This window comes from Rouxiella sp. WC2420, from assembly GCF_041200025.1.
GTDB lineage: Bacteria > Pseudomonadota > Gammaproteobacteria > Enterobacterales > Enterobacteriaceae > Rouxiella.
In genome coordinates, this window is sequence record NZ_CP165628.1 from 4,857,019 (window position 1) to 4,873,523 (window position 16,505).

Below are 16,505 nucleotides of genomic sequence, written 5' to 3' on the forward strand. Positions count from 1 at the left end.
CGGCTCAAGTTAACGTGGCGCCAGGTCAGGCCAAAGCGGCCTGACGGCAGCCATCAAAGCTGGTGTTCCGGCGGCAACCGACAAATGACGGATCCCTTCGCTACCGAAATTAACTACCGTTTCCAGTCCAGCTTCCTGACAAAGCACCGCGCCACCAGCAATATCCCACAGCGTGGTGCGGCGTTGCAGATGTCCGTCTATTACGCCCTTCGCAGCAAACACCATGCCCACCGTGGTACAACGGTAGCAGTGTACCGACCAGTCAGCCTCGCGCAACCCGCGATAAAATGCCGAAGCCTCGCCTAGCTGATCGTCGGCACTATCGCCCAGCGACAGCACTTGAACATCCGCAAAGGGATCGTCTCGAGTAAAAGGTTTGCCGTTGAGAAAGATCCCCTTGCCGCTTTCTGCTGCAAATAGTTCGTTAAGCACCGGCAGCACCACGACGCCTATCACCGGCCGATGACGCTCCACCAGCCCCAGCGAAACGCCCCACAGCGGCGAGCCGCGCAAAAAATTGGACGTTCCATCAATCGGATCGATCACCCAACAGGCCGCATCGCTTAAATGGCCGCCCATCTCTTCACCAATGATGGGGTCGCCTGGAAAGTTTTCATGTAACTGTTGGCGGATAAACTCTTCGACCGCCACGTCAGCCTCAGAAACAAAATCCTGGGTTCGTTTGCTGCTGACGTCAATCTCGCTACGGCGGTGAAAGAAGCTCAGCGCCAGTTCGGCCGCCTGCGCGGCAATCTTGCTGGCAATCTGCAAGCGATCGGAAATTTCGGTTTTCATTTTAACGTCCTTTATCCTTTAACCAACGACGCAATTGGCTGACGCTGTCAGTTTGAATTGCGCCAAAACCCGCCTCAATCACCGTACCCCAGACGTCTCCCGGATGCTGGTGAGCGCGGCTATCACAATAATCCAGCGGGTGAGACTCATCCAGCGTATTCACCCACAGACGGATCCCCAGACGCCTTAATTGTTCTTTTGCCGCCGTCACATCCGCCAAATCAGAGAAGTTAAGCTCCACTATTTGCGCGCCAAAGTCCTCGATTTTTCGTAAATCTTCGGCAAAGCTTCCAGAATTGGCAGTAACTATTGGCATGAAGGGAATACGGCGTTGACTGTCGGTCATATCCAGTGGGAAAGTCTGGGTCGCGAGATCGATTTTGCTTTTAAGCAGCACGCCGTCGGCAATATTCATGTCCAGTATCAGGTCCATGACTCGCTGACGATCGCGCTCGAATTTGATATCAATATTGACAATGATGCGTCCACGGGCTTCCTCGAGCAGTTCTTCCAGCAGAGGCACTCGCTCTTCGGTGACCACCATTCCTGCACGGCCATCACTGCCACGAAGGCGTGCTCGGCGCACCTCGGAGAACGGCATATGTACTACCTCGCCCTGATGGTCGCAGGTTCTGTCTAGCCAGGCGTCATGCATTACCACTAACTGATGATCGGCGGTGGTCCGGGTATCGATCTCGATAATATCTGCCCCTACGCTGATGGCTTCTTCCAGGGCGGAAAGAGAATTTTCAGGAGCGCGCGTCCATACACCACGATGCGCCACCACCAGCACCGCGGGATTTTGCAGTGAAATCAGTTTTCGGGTATCGCTGTACATGGCCTCTCCGGTTAACGATTTTTACCTGTCCGGAAAGTAACATTGCACGGCTTTATGACAGTTTGACCCAAAAATGATGAACAAAGTATGACGAGCGCTTGCTAAAAGTTGAGCAAAACCTCTATATCTAGCGGAGTGAGTTTTCTAAAACCTTTCTGGAGAATGCCATGCCTGATGCCGCCCACCTGTTGCCTTTTATGCTCATCGCCCTTGGACTGGTCCTGACCCCCGGTCCAAATATGATTTATCTGATCTCACGCTCTATCTGCCAAGGCCCAAAAGCCGGGCTTATCTCGCTGGGCGGCGTGGTATTGGGGTTTGTTTTTTATATGGTGTTCTCGGCGCTCGGCATCACCGCGCTATTGATGGCCGTGCCTTTTGCCTACGATACTCTACGTTTTTGTGGCGCAGTCTACCTGCTGTATATGGCATGGCAGGCGATTCGCCCCGGAGGCCGCTCGCCTTTTCAGGTCCGCAAATTAGCAAAAGATAGCCCGCGTAAACTTTTCACCATGGGGTTGTTTACTAATTTGTTGAACCCAAAAGCGGCCGTGCTTTATCTCTCCCTGCTGCCGCAGTTTATCGTGCCCGCACAAAGCCATGTGTTAATGCAGTCGATGGTACTTGGCAGCGCACAAATCATGATTAGCTTTTGTGTGAATGCGCTGATCGCCCTTTCCGCCGGTTATATCGCCGCATTTCTGGCTGGCCGCCCGCTGTGGACCCTGATTCAGCGCTGGCTGATGGCCACCGTGCTCAGCGGCCTGGCGGTAAGAATGCTCGTTGAAGGGCGTAAATAAGCGTTGCGATGTTCATAAAGCGCTCACCGCTATATACTGAAAAACACAACGTATATTGAGGTTTCTCGGTGAGCACTTTGCAAAAACTTTCCAATACCAGGGCTAATACTTTCAAAATAGTCGTACTCGCCAGCGCGCTGAGTTGGTGTTCATTTTCAGCCTTGGCGTCACGACAGGTTACTGACCAGCTTGGGCGTCAGGTGACGATTCCCGATCAGGTTGACAGGGTTGTCGTGCTTCAACACCAGACCCTTAACTTGCTGGTTCAATTAGACGCCAGCAGCAAGATTGTTGGCGTGCTCGCAAACTGGAAACAACAGCTCGGTGATGGCTACGCGCGGCTCGATCCGGCTTTGCTTAAAACCCCGGCTCTAGGGGATTTGACGCACGTAGATTTAGAAAGTCTGGTTGCGCTGCATCCGCAGGTGGTGTTCGTCACCAACTACGCGCCAAAGGAGATGATCGAGCAGATTTCCAAGGCTGGCATCGCGGTGGTGGCTATCTCTTTACGTCAGGATAAACCGGGTGAAGAAGCTAAAATGAACCCGGTGATGGACAACGAAGAGCAGGCCTATAACCAGGGACTAAAAAACGGTATACGCTTGATTGGTGAAGTCGTTAATCGCCAGCATCATGCTGATGAGCTCATAAACTACACCTTTGCGCAACGTAAAATGGTCAGCGACAGGCTGCAATCCATTTCACCCCGGCAGCGCGTTCGGGTCTATATGGCTAACCCCGACCTCACCACTTATGGTTCTGGCAAATATACCGGATTGATGATGAATCATGCCGGAGCTTTTAATGTCGCAGAATCAACAGTCAAAGGATTCAAACAGGTCAGTCTCGAGCAGGTGATCGCCTGGGATCCGCAGGTTATTTTCGTACAGGACCGTTATCCAAAGGTTGTCGGCGAGATCGAGCGCGATCCCAAATGGCAGGTCATAGATGCAGTAAAAAATCATCGCGTCTATTTAATGCCCGAGTACGCCAAGGCGTGGGGTTATCCAATGCCCGAAGCGCTGGCAATCGGTGAACTGTGGATGGCGAAAAAGCTTTATCCGCAGAAGTTTAGCGACATTGATATGCAGAAACAGGCAAATGCGTATTATCAGAAATTTTATCGCACCAACTATGTGGCCCCAGAAGCTGCTACAACCAAAGCCGGAAACAAATCCTGATGAGCGAATTGTCGCTTAAAGTACTGGCGGCTGGAAGCCTGCGTGCAGTCTGGCAACCTCTGATGACATCTTTTACCCTGCAAAGCGGTATTGAGGTCGATACTCGATTTGGTCCTGCCGGATTGCTAAGAGAATCCATTGAGCAAGGTGAGCGCCCTGATCTGTTCGCTTCTGCCAATATTGCCCATCCCCAGCGCCTGAAAGCACTCGGGCTGGCTTCTCGCGTCGAGGTTTTTACCCGTAACCGCCTATGCCTGACGGCACGCAAAGAATTGCTCGCTGCTCAACCCTCGTGGCTGGCATTGTTGGGCAACCGTGCGCTGAAAGTCGGCACTTCCACCCCGCTTGCCGATCCTTCTGGAGATTATACCTGGCAGCTGTTCGACACTCTTGAAAGGCACCATGCTGGTTTGGGCGAATATTTACAGCAATCGTCACTCAAACTGGTAGGCGGCCCGGCGAGCCAAAGTGTTCCGAATGGAGAGCTCGCTGCTGCGTGGTTGATTCGTGGCGGCCAGTGTGACCTGTTCGTCGGCTATGCCAGCTATGCGCGTCGTTTGAGGTTGTGCAAGGACCTAGCCGTGATAGACATACCGGAGAATTATAATATTCAGGCGGATTATGCTTTTGCGCAGTGCTACGAGGCGGCTAACCCGCTGTCAGATTTTTTGTTATCCACAGCGGCGCAGGAAATATTATTTCGGGAAGGATTTGCGAGGAACCTTTAGTCTCTTTCTTTCAGAGCACGTTGGCGATCATAGTATTCGTCTTCTGCAGCAGTGATTTCATCCAGCAAAGAATCGACATCGGCTGCGTGAGTATCTTCGGCAAACTGGCCGGTCAATACGCTTTGTGGTGTGAGTTTGCCTTCTTCATACAGCGCCCAAATCTCTTTGGCGTAACGCGTTTTCAGCAACTCAGGGGCAAACTGGCCGTAAAAATCGGTCATATTGTTTACGTCGCGCTCGAACATGGATTCTGCATGGTTATTGGCAGAGGCATCCACGGCCTGAGGCAGATCGATAATCACCGGACCTTGCGCGTCCAGCAGCACGTTGAATTCTGACAGATCGCCGTGCACGATTCCGGCGCATAACATACGTACGATATTACGGATCATAATGTCGTGCCCTGTTACCGCTTCCTGTTCGGTAAAAGTGACATCACTTAAACGTGGTGCAACCAAGCCCTCGCCATCGGTGATAAGTTCCATCAACAGCACACCATCGAGGCAGATATAGGGCTGTGGGACGCGCACACCGGCGTTGGCCAGTCGGAATAGCGCATCGACTTCAGCCGTCTGCCAGGTTTCTTCCTGCTGTTTGCGACCGAACTTAGAACCCTTTTGCATGGCGCGCGCACTGCGGCTGTTGCGGACTTTACGCCCTTCCTGGTACTGAACGGCCTGCTTGAAGCTGCGCTGAGTGGCTTCTTTATAAACCTTGGCGCAGCGGATTTCCTCACCGCATAAAACGGTGTACACGTCGGCCTCTTTGCCACTTTTCAGTCGACGGACCACATCATCGATCAGGCCGTCATCCACCAGAGGTTGGATTCTATTTGGGATTTTCATGCAGCCTTGTACCTTATTTATGCGCGCGTGGGAATCTCCCCGCACAAAATTCCTTTAATCCTTCGCTATTGCTACCCTTCAGGATAGCCTGTTGCCCTCAGTTTATCGTAGTCATACCTCACTGCATACGTTGAAGGCAGAGATCTTTACCGCAATTTTTGAACACAGAAAATAGCTGACAATTTTACTTCGACGTCAAGAGCCCGCATTCCGACTTTCAGCTCATAAAGAAAAATTTGCAAAAGGCAATGAAGATAATAAAGTGAGCAACGACATCACTAATATCTATCAATTAGGACATATTAAAAATTAAATAAAAATATTTATTAATGTAAAACTAAGGTTAATACTAAACTAACATATTTCCCACCATCCGTTTAACCTCCGTTTAACCTCCGTTTATTTTCCACGAGGTTCAGTATATGAATGGTTTAACAAATAGGTGATAGTGTGAGCTGTGTGTCCTCCCGTTGAGATTTAAAAAATGCAAAGCATTCTCATTACAGGCGCCTCCGGCTTTGTTGGTGGTGCTGTTGTAGAAAATTTATTACGCCAATACCAAAACAATCCATTTAACCTATTACTTTTAGTCCGTGCTGAAAACTCTGCAGCTGGATTATTAAGAATAAGAAATAATTTAGAAAAGTTTGGATTAACTCCTTCACAGCTAGCCACCATAAAAGAAGAAAACATTTTAATTGGCGATCTGGGAGAACCTGAGGACTTTGTTCAAGATCCTCGTATTGAATTAGTTTCGTACGTTATTAACTGCGCAGCGATTGCATCTTTCGGTAATAACCCGGCACTGTGGCGCGTTAATGTCGACGGCTCTTTAGCTTTTGCTCAACGGATGGCAAAAGTAAAAAGCCTGAAGCGTTTTGTCCACGTAGGAACCGCTATGGCCTCGATGCCAGACAAAGACAGCGTTTTCTATGAAAATATGCCTGATAATACGCATAATGAAGACTTGGTACAGTATACCGCGTCCAAGCGAGAGCTGGAAAATCGCGTGCGCGAACTGTGCCCGCAACTGCCTTTCGTGGTGGCACGTCCTTCAATTATTGTTGGCCACACGCAATATGGTTGCGCTCCATCGAGCAGCATTTTCTGGGTATTCCTAATGGCGGTTAAACTTAAAAAGTTCACCTGCCAGATTCAGGATAAAGTTGACATTATTCCGGTAGATTATTGCGCAATGGCGTTGGTTAATCTTTGCCTGAATGAAGATATTAAACACGACTTTTATCATATTTCGTCTGGCGAAGAACTTTGTACGCCTTTCTACGCCATAGATGAATATATTGCCAAGGCGAATAACGCGCCAGCAATTATTAAAGAGTATGAGACAATAAGTTATCAGGAATTTACCGGCATTCGGAAACAATTCAAAGATGTTCTCGGTCCGTGTAATGATAAAATAATTCTTCGCGCCATTAAGTTATACGGCGGCTTTGCACAGTTGAATGTGAAATTTGATAATAAACGCCTGCTGGATTTAGGTATTCCACGCCCAATGCCGTTTACTCAATATATTGATAAATGCGTTAGTTCAACTCGTGGCTATTCTATTCCAGAGCTAATGATGGTTGATTTTAAGTAATTATTTAAAATTAATTTACTGCCCCTGCCGAAGCCTCGGTCAGGGGCAAATTATCTAAAATCAAACGCTGCCATTACGGCCAAACAGTTGATATCCCTCGCGTTGATTTAGGCGTTCATAGTAAGAAAACACCGCAGAAAGGGTTGGCCGAGCCATCGGAGTCATAACCCAACGATTCACAGACATGCCAATCACCACGTCTGCCAGGGTAAAACGTTCGCCGAGAATATAGTTTCCACTTCTTTGCAATTGAAGCTCGACAATTTCCATCAAACGATTCCATTCGCTGATACTCCCCGCAAGCAAGTCGGGATCGCTGTGTGCCGGGCTATGCCGGGCAAGAGACATAAAGGCATAGCGCCACGCGTTATTAAGATCGCCTAGCTGCCAGTCCATCCACTGCTCGACTTTGGCTCTTTCGCGTGGCGACTGCGGTAGCAAATCGTCGCGCCCTTCTCTGCCCGCAAGATAACGGCAAATAGTATTGGATTCCCACAACACATATTCGTCATCAATAATTACCGGCACCAGAGAATTAGGATTTAGCGCCTTAAATTCTTCTGTCGTCGTCGATTTAAAATCCCCGCCATATTCTTCATGGCTATAGTCCAATCCGAGTTCATGGCAGGTCCACAACACTTTACGAACATTTATCGACGTCGATTTTCCCAATATTTTCAACATAACCGGTTTTCTCCATCAGCGATGTTCGCTGTTAGTTTTACAACCACGGGGCGGGTAAACAGACGGACTTTGGCGCCCTGATAAGACGTTTCTGCCTGAAGGGTAAACCCATTCTTCTCGGCCAGGCGAATAGACGGCCCGTTTTCTGGATTAATGATGCAGCAAACCTGAAGCGGAATATGGGTGTCGGCCCAGTCCAGTACCGCCATAGCGGCTTCGCTGGCATAACCCTTGCCGTGAAACTTGGGACTTAGCACCCATCCCATTTCGGCTTTGTTATCCATCGAAGGCTGCATTTCTCGCTGAAAGTCTGCAAAACCGATTTCGCCAACAAATTGGCCCGAATCTTTATGGATAATCACCCAATAGCCAAATCCCATTAGCTGCCAGTGCCCAACATAGCGCAGAAGCCGGGTCCAGCTCGCCTCGCGACTTGAAGGCACCCCGCCAATAAAGCGTACCATTTCCGGGTCTGCCCACAGGTCGGCAATAGTATTAAAGTCATCAATGACATGACCGCGCAGGATTAATCTTGAGGTTTCAATTTGCGGAGCGGATTTTGGCATTTGAGTTATAACCCTTCTTTATCAGACTGAAATAACCTATCACTGAAAAGGGTGTAATGGGACAGCAAGAAAACAATATTTAGAATTTGCGCAACGAATTCTGGCGCAGTGAGGAAGGGGCAATACCACGCAATGACTTATAACGATTACTGAAATGACTCGGGGAACTGAATCCGCAGTCCAGCGCGATGGTCGTAATATCTAACTGGGTATTACGCAACAAACTTTCGGCGCGGATCAACCGGGCATTCATTACATACTGATGCGGTGCAACGCCCATTGATTGTTTAAACATGCGAGCAAAATGATATTCGCTAAGGCCTGCGATATCAGCCAGTTCTGACAGTTGCAACGATGAGCCAAGATGGCCGTGAATATACTCTTTGACGCGATTTAGCACCGAAGGTGACAGGCCTCCGCGCACGGTTGGCAGCGCCCACTGCAGATGGGTATAACTGCGGGCAAGATGGGTAACCAGCAGATTGGTGGCGGTGCTCAGCATCAGCTGATTGCTGTTTTCCTGCCACTGACAACTCAATAAAAAGTGTCGATAAAGCTGGGTTATTTGCTGATCTTCGCTGAAAACATGCTCGTCTACGAGAATATTCGCCGGGCTGCGATCCCAGGTTTGTTCAATCACATTACGCAAATGATCATCAGTGAAATACATATGTACAAACGATAGATCACCGCGCACGTCCCAACTCGAAACGTTATGTTTCGGCATCAGACAAAACCGATCCGGGCCGCCGCCATTTTGCCAGCCAGAGCGCGTTTTGTGATAGCACTCATAGCCGTCCGCAATGTATAAACTCAGCGTGTGGTGATCAGGATCTTCCTGAGTAACGCAGTCATTTTTATTCGACCAGGCAGCCAACTGTATGCCAGACCCTAAATGCACGGTGTCGTGCAAGGTGGCATGATGCTTGGTCAGCGTTTCGAACGACTGATAGCGGCGTGGCATAGTCTGACTCCCTGGTGAATGAATAGCGTTAGTTTACTGTTTTGGCAGGGTCGAGCGCGAGCATTGACAGCCTTTTTAGAAAATAAACCGCAAGAATATGCAACTGACCGCAATCACAGAAAGGCAACTGTCATTGCCTGAAAGGATAATCAACGAAAATTATTTCTCTTCAGGCCGGATAACTCTATGAATGCGCTGCTGTATATTTCCGTAATATTGATTTGGGGCACCACCTGGTTTGCCATCTATCTTCAACAAGGTGTCGTGCCGGTCACCGTTTCTATTTTTTACCGTTTTTTAATGGCCGCAGCGGTATTAATGATTTTTCTGCTGGTCACGCGTCGTTTACGTAAAATTGCGATTAAAGATCATCTTTTTTGTGTCGCACAGGGGTGCTGTGTTTTTGCCTTTAATTTTTACTGTTTTTATCACGCGGCAGCCTATATAAGCAGTGGCCTGGAATCAGTTATTTTCTCAATGGCGGTATTGTTTAATGCCTTCAATGGCATGCTTTTCTTCCGCCAAAAAATGTCACCCGCGCTGATCCCGGCCACTATTTTGGGGTTGGTCGGCATTGTGATGTTGTTCTGGCATGACCTTAGCGCGGCGCACATTGCCCCGGAGCTGCTTAAAGGCATTGGCCTCAGCATGCTCGGCACATACGGGTTTTCTCTGGGCAATATGATCAGTACCAGACACAAAAAACATGGGTTGGATATGCTCAGTACCAATGCTTACGCCATGAGTTACGGCGCCGCAATAATGTTACTGCTAAGTCTGGCTCAGGGAGATTCTTTTGCCGTTCACTTGACCGCAAGCTACACCGGATCGCTGGTCTATCTGGCGGTATTTGGTTCTGTAGTCGCATTTGGTTTTTATTTTACACTCGTGGCCCGCATCGGAGCCAGTCAGGCGGCCTACAGTACGCTGCTGTTCCCGCTGGTTGCCTTGACTGTATCCACTTTCTATGAAGGTTATCAATGGCATACCAATGCGGTTATTGGTCTGGCGTTGATTCTGCTGGGTAATCTGGTGATGTTCTACCGCCCGCGCTGGCTAAGTGAAAGAATGAAAACCAGGCCCGCGTTAAGCTAGCCATCATTGCCCACCGGCTTCGCTTTGCCAGTCGAAGCCGGAAAAAATCTCACTGATAATCTGCTTCATTTTCAACACCGCCGGATCGCGCAACGCATCGCGTCGCCAGCCAAGATTAACCGAATAGGCAGGCATAGACACTGGCGGAAAGAGTAATTTCAAGGGGTGGAACGCCGCTAGTGTTCTGGCTGCATGCAGAGGGATTGTTGCCAGCGCGTCACTGCCCAGCAGTAAATACGGCAATGCTGCAAAATGGGTGGTCGAAGCCCTGATAGAACGCTTTAAACCCTGTGGAATCAACACTTCATCTACCATACCGATAAAGCCACCCGATGAGATCAGCAAATGCTGGCGGCGCAAAAAAGCCTGTAGACTCAGATGATTAGTGTTATCGATTTCTCCGGCCATCAGCGGTTGGCGAGAGTCGATTAAACAGGCATAGCGACCTTCCCCCAGAGTTTCACTGCCCACCGCCGCCGAGGTAAATCCCCCTGAGGCAATGGCTAAATCTACCTCTCGATTCATCAGCATCTCACCGACGATACGACTGTGCGTTTGGCGAAACACAATGCGCAAGCCGGGCATTTCCTGCTCCAGGCGGTCAATTAACTGCCTGCCCAACGCCAGTTCGAAATCGTCTGAAAGGCCTAGAGACAGGGAACGTCCGGCATAACCGGCACGCACGCCCGATACCAGTTGCAGACTTTGCCGGCACTTATCGAGCGCCTCACTGACCAGCGGTTTTAGCTCATTGGCGCGCAGCGTCGGGGCTAATCCACGTCCGGTACGGACAAACAGATGGTCGTCATACAGACGGCGTAATCGTCCGAGCGCGGCGCTCACCGCTGACTGGGTCAGTCCGAGACGCACAGCTGCACGGCTGGCACTGCCCTCTTCATGCAAAGCTTCGAGCACTTTCAGCAGATTGAGATCGATAGCCTCGATATTAATTTTATCAATATCAGTCATAAATGAATCGGCATAGATTAATGTCAGGAATTGAGCAGAATAGAAATTCATCCTCTTCGAGTCGAGATAATTTTATGCCTGCTTCAATTATTGCTGCCCTGCAAATTGGTTCCTCTCCGGCAGGAAAAGCCGCGACGCTGCAAGAAATTCTGTCTTATGAACAACAAATTATCAATTCTGGTGCCAGTCTGGTGGTGATGCCCGAAGCCCTGCTCGGAGGTTATCCGAAAGGTGAAATCTTTGGTACTCGACTGGGTTATCGCCTTCCGGAAGGCCGTGAGGATTTTACACGCTATTTTCATAATGCCGTTGACGTGCCCGGTGCAGAAACAGAGGCGCTGGCAGAATTATCTACTCGAACGCAAGCCAGCCTGGTGATTGGCGTGATTGAACGCAGCGGCTCAACACTCTACTGCTCTTCGTTATTTATTGAACCCGGTAAAGGCGTGGTCGCCAAACATCGCAAACTGATGCCAACAGGAACTGAAAGACTGATTTGGGGCCAGGGCGACGGATCTACTTTGCCGGTTGTTGACGCCAAGGTGGGCCGCCTCGGCAGCGCTATTTGCTGGGAAAATCATATGCCGCTGCTGCGCATGGCGATGTACGGCAAAGGCGTTGAGGTGTGGTGTGCGCCGACAGTAGATGAGCGTGATATTTGGCAATGCTCGATGCGCCATATCGCGCACGAAGGGCGAATGTTTGTCGTCGGCGCCTGCCAGTTTCAGTCCTCGCCGGCTCAGCTTGGCATCAAGGTTAAACACTGGGACGACCAACGCCCGTTGATCAACGGTGGCTCGGTGATTGTCGGCCCGCTGGGCGATGTGCTGGCGGGTCCATTAAAAGGCGAAGCAGGGCTACTGACTGCCGAGATCAACACCGATGATTTGGTTGGCGCGCGCTACGATTTCGACCCGGTTGGTCACTATTCTCGCCCCGATATTTTCAGTCTTGAGGTTGATCAACGAGCAAAAAAGAACCTGCGCTATATTGAGGATTAAAAAAGATATCCCCAGAGAGAGTATCTACAGACTGGCGGCTAGATTATACCGCCGTTAACTTTGATCGTCTGTCCATTGACCCATGCGCCATCGGGGCCAGCCAGGAAGGCCACGCTGGCGGCAATGTCCTGCGGCTGACCGAGGTGCTCGAGCGGCGCAAGTTTGGCGATATGCTCCACCAGCTGCGGTGATTTTCCGTCCAGAAACAGTTCAGTTGCCGTCGGTCCGGGAGCTATCACATTAACGGTAATTTCCCGGCCACGAAGCTCTTTGGTCAACACTTTGCTCATCGCCTCTACTGCTGCTTTGGTCGCGGCATAGACGCCATACGTCGGCTGGTACAAACCGACTACGCTGGAAGAAAAGTTAATGACTCGACCGCCGTGGCGCAGGCGTTTTGCCGCTTCTCGCAGGGTATTAAAGGTGCCTTTCAGATTAATGTCGATCAGCCGGTCGAAAGCCGAATCATCAAAGTCGGCAATCGAGGAAAGTGACATGATCCCGGCGTTGTTGACTAACACATCAATGCCGCCAAAGGCCTGCTCGGCGCTGTCGAACATTTTACGCACCGCGGCAGCATCGCTGACATCCGCCTGCGCGCTGATCGCCTTTCCGCCTGCCCAAACAATTTTCTGCACCAAAGCTTCAGCCTCGGCCGCACCGCGAGCGTAATTAACAATCACGTTAAAACCGTCGGCGGCCAGACGTTGCGCTATCGCTGCGCCGATACCGCGTGATGCGCCGGTTATTAACGCGACTTTATTTTCTGCGTGTTGAATGGTCATAATGTTTTTCCTCTAGCCGCTATTGGATAAAGCCAGGCTTGCTGGCCGGTGAACAAATCATGCACTATGAACTACGGCGAATAATCCCCCAATATTCGTTTTCACTATCCGAAAATAATGAACAATAAAGGCCATACTGATGGATAAACTCGACAGCATGCGGCTGTTCACCCGAGTCGTTGAGTTGCGAAGCTTTACTCAGGCGGCAGAGGGTTTGGATTTAAAGCGATCGACAGTGACCGATGCGATTAAACAGTTGGAAACTCGCCTGAAGGTCCGCTTGCTGCAACGAACGACCCGCCACGTAAGCCCAACCCTGGATGGCGAAGCCTATTACCAGCGTTGCCTGCGTATTCTGGCCGATGTCGAAGACGCTGAAATGGCCTTTGCCGATGCTAAACCCAAGGGACTGCTGCGTATTGATGTCAATCCCGCACTGGCCCGTCATTTTGTTTTCCCTGGGCTGACAGATTTTTTAGCGCTGTATCCAGATATTGAAATGGAAGTCAGTGAGGGCGACAGGCTGGTAGATTTGGTACGCGAAGGCATCGACTGCGTGATCCGGGTGGGTGAGCCAAAAGACAGTGATATGGTAGCCCGATCGCTTGGCCGTTTTCAGGAAGTGACCTGTGCCAGTCCGCAATATCTTGAAAAATTTGGTTTTCCGCAGGACTTGGCATCGTTGCAGCAACATAAAATGGTGGGTTTCCGTTCAAGCGCCTCAGGCAATATTCTGCCGTTGAGCTTTTATATCGAAGGAAAAGAAAAAGTTATCAGCCTGCCGACCAGTATTTCCGTTAGTGGTTCTGAAAGTTTGAAAGAAGCGGCGCGGCGAGGATTAGGCATTATTCAGGTTCCACACTACGGCGTGGCGGCCGATCTGGCACAAGGTCTTTTAGTGCATATTTTGCCGCAATACCCCGCAGGTTCGCTGCAAGTTTCAGTGCTGTATCCGCAGAATCGCCAACTTTCTCCACGCGTGCGCGTATTCATCGACTGGATGATTAAAGAGTTTGCCAGGCTTAATACTTATCCCGCCTAAAGCCTGCTCTGTTTTGAAGCAGGTTGCTCCTGGTTGAACGCGTTGACTGGCGCCCTTTCTTTTAAAACACTTTATATTCATAGAGTTAAACGTACTCTTTTGTTTGGCATCACAATTGCTTAATTCTCCGCATGGCTAATTCATTAGATATCAATTCATTATCGACATGAAACCCACTGCCCCATGCTGGAGATCAACCATGACATTGAACGTTGCTGCGATACAGTTCGAACCTACGATGTTTCGCCAGGAAGAGAACATCGCGGCTCTGCTGAGACTTTGCGAGCAGGCCGCCGAACAAGGCGCGAAACTGCTGGTGATGCCTGAGATGGCGGTCAGCGGTTATTGCTGGCAAAGTCGCGAAGAAGTCGCTCCCTATGTAGACACCATTCCTGGTGCGACGACGCGGCGCTTTGCCGAGCTGGCGGCGCGTCACCAGTGTTATTTGGTGCTTGGCATGCCCGAGGTCGATGCCACCACTCATCTCTATTACAACTCGGCGGTGCTGATTGGGCCTGAAGGGGTAATAGGCACCCACCGCAAAACGCATCCGTATATTTCAGAGCCGAAATGGGCAGCCAATGGCGATAAAGGACATGCGGTATTCGACACGCCGGTCGGCCGAATCGCAATGCTGATTTGCATGGATATTCACTTTGTTGAAACTGCTCGTTTGGCCGGAGTGCAGAATGCCGAAATTATCTGCCATATCAGCAACTGGCTGGCAGAGCGAACTCCCGCGCCTTACTGGATCAATCGCGCATGGGAAAATGACTGTTATCTCGTTGAAAGCAACCGCTGGGGGCTGGAGCGAGGCGTGCAGTTTAGCGGCGGTAGCTGCATCATTAATCCTGACGGCAGCGTGCAGTCCAGCATAGACAGTGGCAATGGTGTGGTGAGAGGCGAAATTCTGCTACAGCGAGGAGAAAAAGCCTCGCGCGTGACTCAGCGACGTCCAGAAACCTATCTGGAACTGATGAACGACAGCTTTACCTGGAATCCGCTGGACTTCTTCGGTCTCTATCAGCGCTCGCCATTGCCTGTAGGAAAACAGTCAACCGTGTCGGTTGGCCAGTTTCAACCGCTGAATGACGTGCAGAGTAATCTTCTTGAAATCAGACGATTAGCGACTGCTGCGCGACAAAATGGCAGCGAACTGATGGTATTTCCCGAGCTGTCACTGACCGGCGCATTCCAGCATGCCGATCAGGCTTTGCATTTAGATGGCGCGGAATTAGCGGCAGTGACAAAGCTGGCAATCACTCTGCAAATGACGTTGGTAATCGGGATAATCGAGGCGGCCAAAGGCAAACTTTACAACACGGCCGTTGCCATTGGCCCTGCTGGTTTGCTTGGCAGCTATCGAAAGATCCATTTAAATCAACAGGAAAGGACATGGGCGACAGCCGGGGATCATTGGGTCACTGTCGATCTTCCCTGTGGCAGAATGGGATTATTGATCGGCGAGGATCTTGCCTTCCCCGAATCTGGCCGCATTCTGGCCTTGCGCGGCTGCGACATTATCGCTTGCCCGGCGGCGCTTGCAGGCCCGACGCCGGGAGCGCACGCGGGCAGCATCAGCCCGCAAAACTACCCGATCCCAACCGGGCCTGACGCCTACCATTGGCTATTGCCGCGCGTTCGTGCCGGCGAAAACAACTGTTATCTGGCTTACGCCAATGTCTATGAAGAAGGTAAATATCAGGGGCTAAGCGGGATATTTGGCCCAGACACCTTTGCCTTTCCTCGCCACGAAAGTCTGCTGGTGGAGTCACAGGGTGATATTTCTTTAACTGTCGATACCTGTAATCTCGATACGCCTTATCCAACCAACGTGGTGCGACGCAAAGACCTGGTATTAATGCGCCAGACTCACGGTTATTTGCCCCTGATTACCAGCTTGGCGAGCACGCAATAAACGAAAATAGGTTCACGATAAATTGGCAGATTCAGCCAGATTGCTTAATCTTTCTTTATAGAGTTATTTATGCGCAAGCTGACCTTATTTCAAGACGCGATATCTCGCGGCACGATGCTTTTTATAGGCAGTTTTTTACGAGAGAAAAAAGGAATGGCATCAACCTCTTCATCTATTTATCTACATATTGGCAGTGAAGAAACGCAGGTTCTTATTGATGGTGACCTACAACTGCTTACGTTGGGTTCACAGCTGACTTCGCTGGGATATTTTCGCCATCAGCCGCCAACGCCAGATGAAATGGAAAACGCGATTATGATGGTGGAAGATGAGGTGTATCGTCTGCGCCATGACATATTACCGGGTGCGACATTATACAGTGAAGACAATAATATCCGTGCCATTGCACGCCTTTCAGGCGTGGCTGAAAATGAGCAGATGACCCTTTCCCTCGATGCAGTAGAACGAACCTTTGACCGTCTGGCATTGGTCATTAACGGTCGGCCAGCCAGCTTTGAAGGCATTCCCGATGGCAACGATTTTGCTGCTACGCTGCTGATTCTCAGAGAGTTTATGCATCATTTGCAGTTTAGTGAGATTGTCATAAAAGGGGCTAAGTTTGAAATTCAGGGCCAACATTCAACTAACTGAAAGCCGCCCCATTTTCACCAGCAGAGAGAAATTTTTGATTCTT

Annotated in this window: 17 protein-coding genes; 9 read left to right on the forward strand and 8 right to left on the reverse strand. The window is 50.1% G+C overall.

Annotated features, from left to right (window positions below; genetic code table 11):
- Positions 1-9: 9 nt before the first annotated feature.
- Positions 10-795, reverse strand: a complete 786-nt coding sequence (locus AB3G37_RS22365; RefSeq protein WP_369789118.1) for an inositol monophosphatase — start codon at positions 793-795, stop codon at positions 10-12.
- Between the two features lies 1 nt (position 796).
- Positions 797-1,633: a glycerophosphodiester phosphodiesterase family protein gene (locus AB3G37_RS22370; RefSeq protein ID WP_369789119.1), complete on the reverse strand. Its 837-nt coding sequence runs from the start codon at positions 1,631-1,633 to the stop codon at positions 797-799.
- A 167-nt stretch (positions 1,634-1,800) separates the two neighbouring features.
- Here AB3G37_RS22370 and AB3G37_RS22375 point away from each other — a divergent pair, with 167 nt between their 5' ends.
- The 3 genes from AB3G37_RS22375 to AB3G37_RS22385 all read left to right on the forward strand — a co-directional run bounded on the left by AB3G37_RS22375 (position 1,801) and on the right by AB3G37_RS22385 (position 4,342).
- Positions 1,801-2,433 (forward strand): LysE family translocator, encoded by a 633-nt coding sequence (locus tag AB3G37_RS22375; RefSeq protein WP_369789120.1) that lies wholly within the window; start codon positions 1,801-1,803, stop codon positions 2,431-2,433.
- 116 nt (positions 2,434-2,549) lie between these two features.
- Positions 2,550-3,614 (forward strand): ABC transporter substrate-binding protein, encoded by a 1,065-nt coding sequence (locus AB3G37_RS22380; RefSeq protein WP_369791015.1) that lies wholly within the window; start codon positions 2,550-2,552, stop codon positions 3,612-3,614.
- Positions 3,614-4,342 carry a substrate-binding domain-containing protein gene (locus tag AB3G37_RS22385; RefSeq protein ID WP_369789121.1) on the forward strand — a complete coding sequence of 243 codons (729 nt, stop codon included), beginning with the start codon at positions 3,614-3,616 and terminating at the stop codon, positions 4,340-4,342. The genes AB3G37_RS22380 and AB3G37_RS22385 overlap by 1 nt, the downstream gene beginning before the upstream one ends.
- Here AB3G37_RS22385 and AB3G37_RS22390 read toward each other — a convergent pair.
- The gene (locus AB3G37_RS22390) at positions 4,339-5,187 is read right to left on the reverse strand and encodes a PA4780 family RIO1-like protein kinase (RefSeq protein WP_009634937.1); all 849 of its coding nucleotides are present in this window, start codon (positions 5,185-5,187) and stop codon (positions 4,339-4,341) included. The genes AB3G37_RS22385 and AB3G37_RS22390 overlap by 4 nt on opposite strands.
- Before the next feature lie 484 nt (positions 5,188-5,671).
- Between AB3G37_RS22390 and AB3G37_RS22395 the strand changes: the two genes are divergently transcribed.
- The gene (locus AB3G37_RS22395; protein WP_369789122.1) at positions 5,672-6,787 is read left to right on the forward strand and encodes an SDR family oxidoreductase; all 1,116 of its coding nucleotides are present in this window, start codon (positions 5,672-5,674) and stop codon (positions 6,785-6,787) included.
- A 60-nt stretch (positions 6,788-6,847) separates the two neighbouring features.
- On the opposite strand, the gene AB3G37_RS22400 is transcribed toward AB3G37_RS22395, so the two are convergent.
- The 3 genes from AB3G37_RS22400 to AB3G37_RS22410 all read right to left on the reverse strand — a co-directional run bounded on the left by AB3G37_RS22400 (position 6,848) and on the right by AB3G37_RS22410 (position 9,001).
- Entirely contained in the window at positions 6,848-7,471 is a 624-nt protein-coding gene (locus AB3G37_RS22400) for a glutathione S-transferase family protein (RefSeq protein ID WP_009634939.1), read from the reverse strand.
- Positions 7,465-8,037 (reverse strand): GNAT family N-acetyltransferase, encoded by a 573-nt coding sequence (locus tag AB3G37_RS22405; protein WP_369789123.1) that lies wholly within the window; start codon positions 8,035-8,037, stop codon positions 7,465-7,467. Before AB3G37_RS22405 ends, AB3G37_RS22400 begins: the two co-directional genes overlap by 7 nt.
- Positions 8,038-8,116: 79 nt before the next feature.
- Positions 8,117-9,001, reverse strand: coding sequence for a helix-turn-helix domain-containing protein (locus AB3G37_RS22410; protein WP_369789124.1), 885 nt, complete (start codon positions 8,999-9,001; stop codon positions 8,117-8,119).
- Positions 9,002-9,187: 186 nt separating this feature from the next.
- Between AB3G37_RS22410 and AB3G37_RS22415 the strand changes: the two genes are divergently transcribed.
- Positions 9,188-10,096 carry a DMT family transporter gene (locus tag AB3G37_RS22415; RefSeq protein WP_369789125.1) on the forward strand — a complete coding sequence of 303 codons (909 nt, stop codon included), beginning with the start codon at positions 9,188-9,190 and terminating at the stop codon, positions 10,094-10,096.
- Between the two features lie 3 nt (positions 10,097-10,099).
- On the opposite strand, the gene AB3G37_RS22420 is transcribed toward AB3G37_RS22415, so the two are convergent.
- On the reverse strand, positions 10,100-11,065 hold the full coding sequence (locus AB3G37_RS22420; RefSeq protein WP_369789126.1) for a LysR family transcriptional regulator: 966 nt from the start codon (positions 11,063-11,065) through the stop codon (positions 10,100-10,102).
- 74 nt (positions 11,066-11,139) lie between these two features.
- Between AB3G37_RS22420 and AB3G37_RS22425 the strand changes: the two genes are divergently transcribed.
- Positions 11,140-12,066 (forward strand): carbon-nitrogen hydrolase family protein, encoded by a 927-nt coding sequence (locus tag AB3G37_RS22425; protein ID WP_369789127.1) that lies wholly within the window; start codon positions 11,140-11,142, stop codon positions 12,064-12,066.
- Positions 12,067-12,104: 38 nt separating this feature from the next.
- On the opposite strand, the gene AB3G37_RS22430 is transcribed toward AB3G37_RS22425, so the two are convergent.
- On the reverse strand, positions 12,105-12,851 hold the full coding sequence (locus AB3G37_RS22430; protein ID WP_369789128.1) for an SDR family oxidoreductase: 747 nt from the start codon (positions 12,849-12,851) through the stop codon (positions 12,105-12,107).
- 139 nt (positions 12,852-12,990) lie between these two features.
- Between AB3G37_RS22430 and AB3G37_RS22435 the strand changes: the two genes are divergently transcribed.
- The 3 genes from AB3G37_RS22435 (at position 12,991) to AB3G37_RS22445 (ending at position 16,462) form a co-directional block, all read left to right on the forward strand.
- Complete coding sequence (locus AB3G37_RS22435; RefSeq protein WP_369789129.1) at positions 12,991-13,893, forward strand: LysR family transcriptional regulator; 903 nt, start codon at positions 12,991-12,993, stop codon at positions 13,891-13,893.
- A gap of 199 nt (positions 13,894-14,092) precedes the next feature.
- Positions 14,093-15,811 (forward strand): nitrilase-related carbon-nitrogen hydrolase, encoded by a 1,719-nt coding sequence (locus AB3G37_RS22440; protein ID WP_369789130.1) that lies wholly within the window; start codon positions 14,093-14,095, stop codon positions 15,809-15,811.
- A gap of 153 nt (positions 15,812-15,964) precedes the next feature.
- Positions 15,965-16,462, forward strand: coding sequence for a hypothetical protein (locus AB3G37_RS22445; RefSeq protein WP_037377328.1), 498 nt, complete (start codon positions 15,965-15,967; stop codon positions 16,460-16,462).
- The last annotated feature ends 43 nt before the right edge of the window (positions 16,463-16,505 follow it).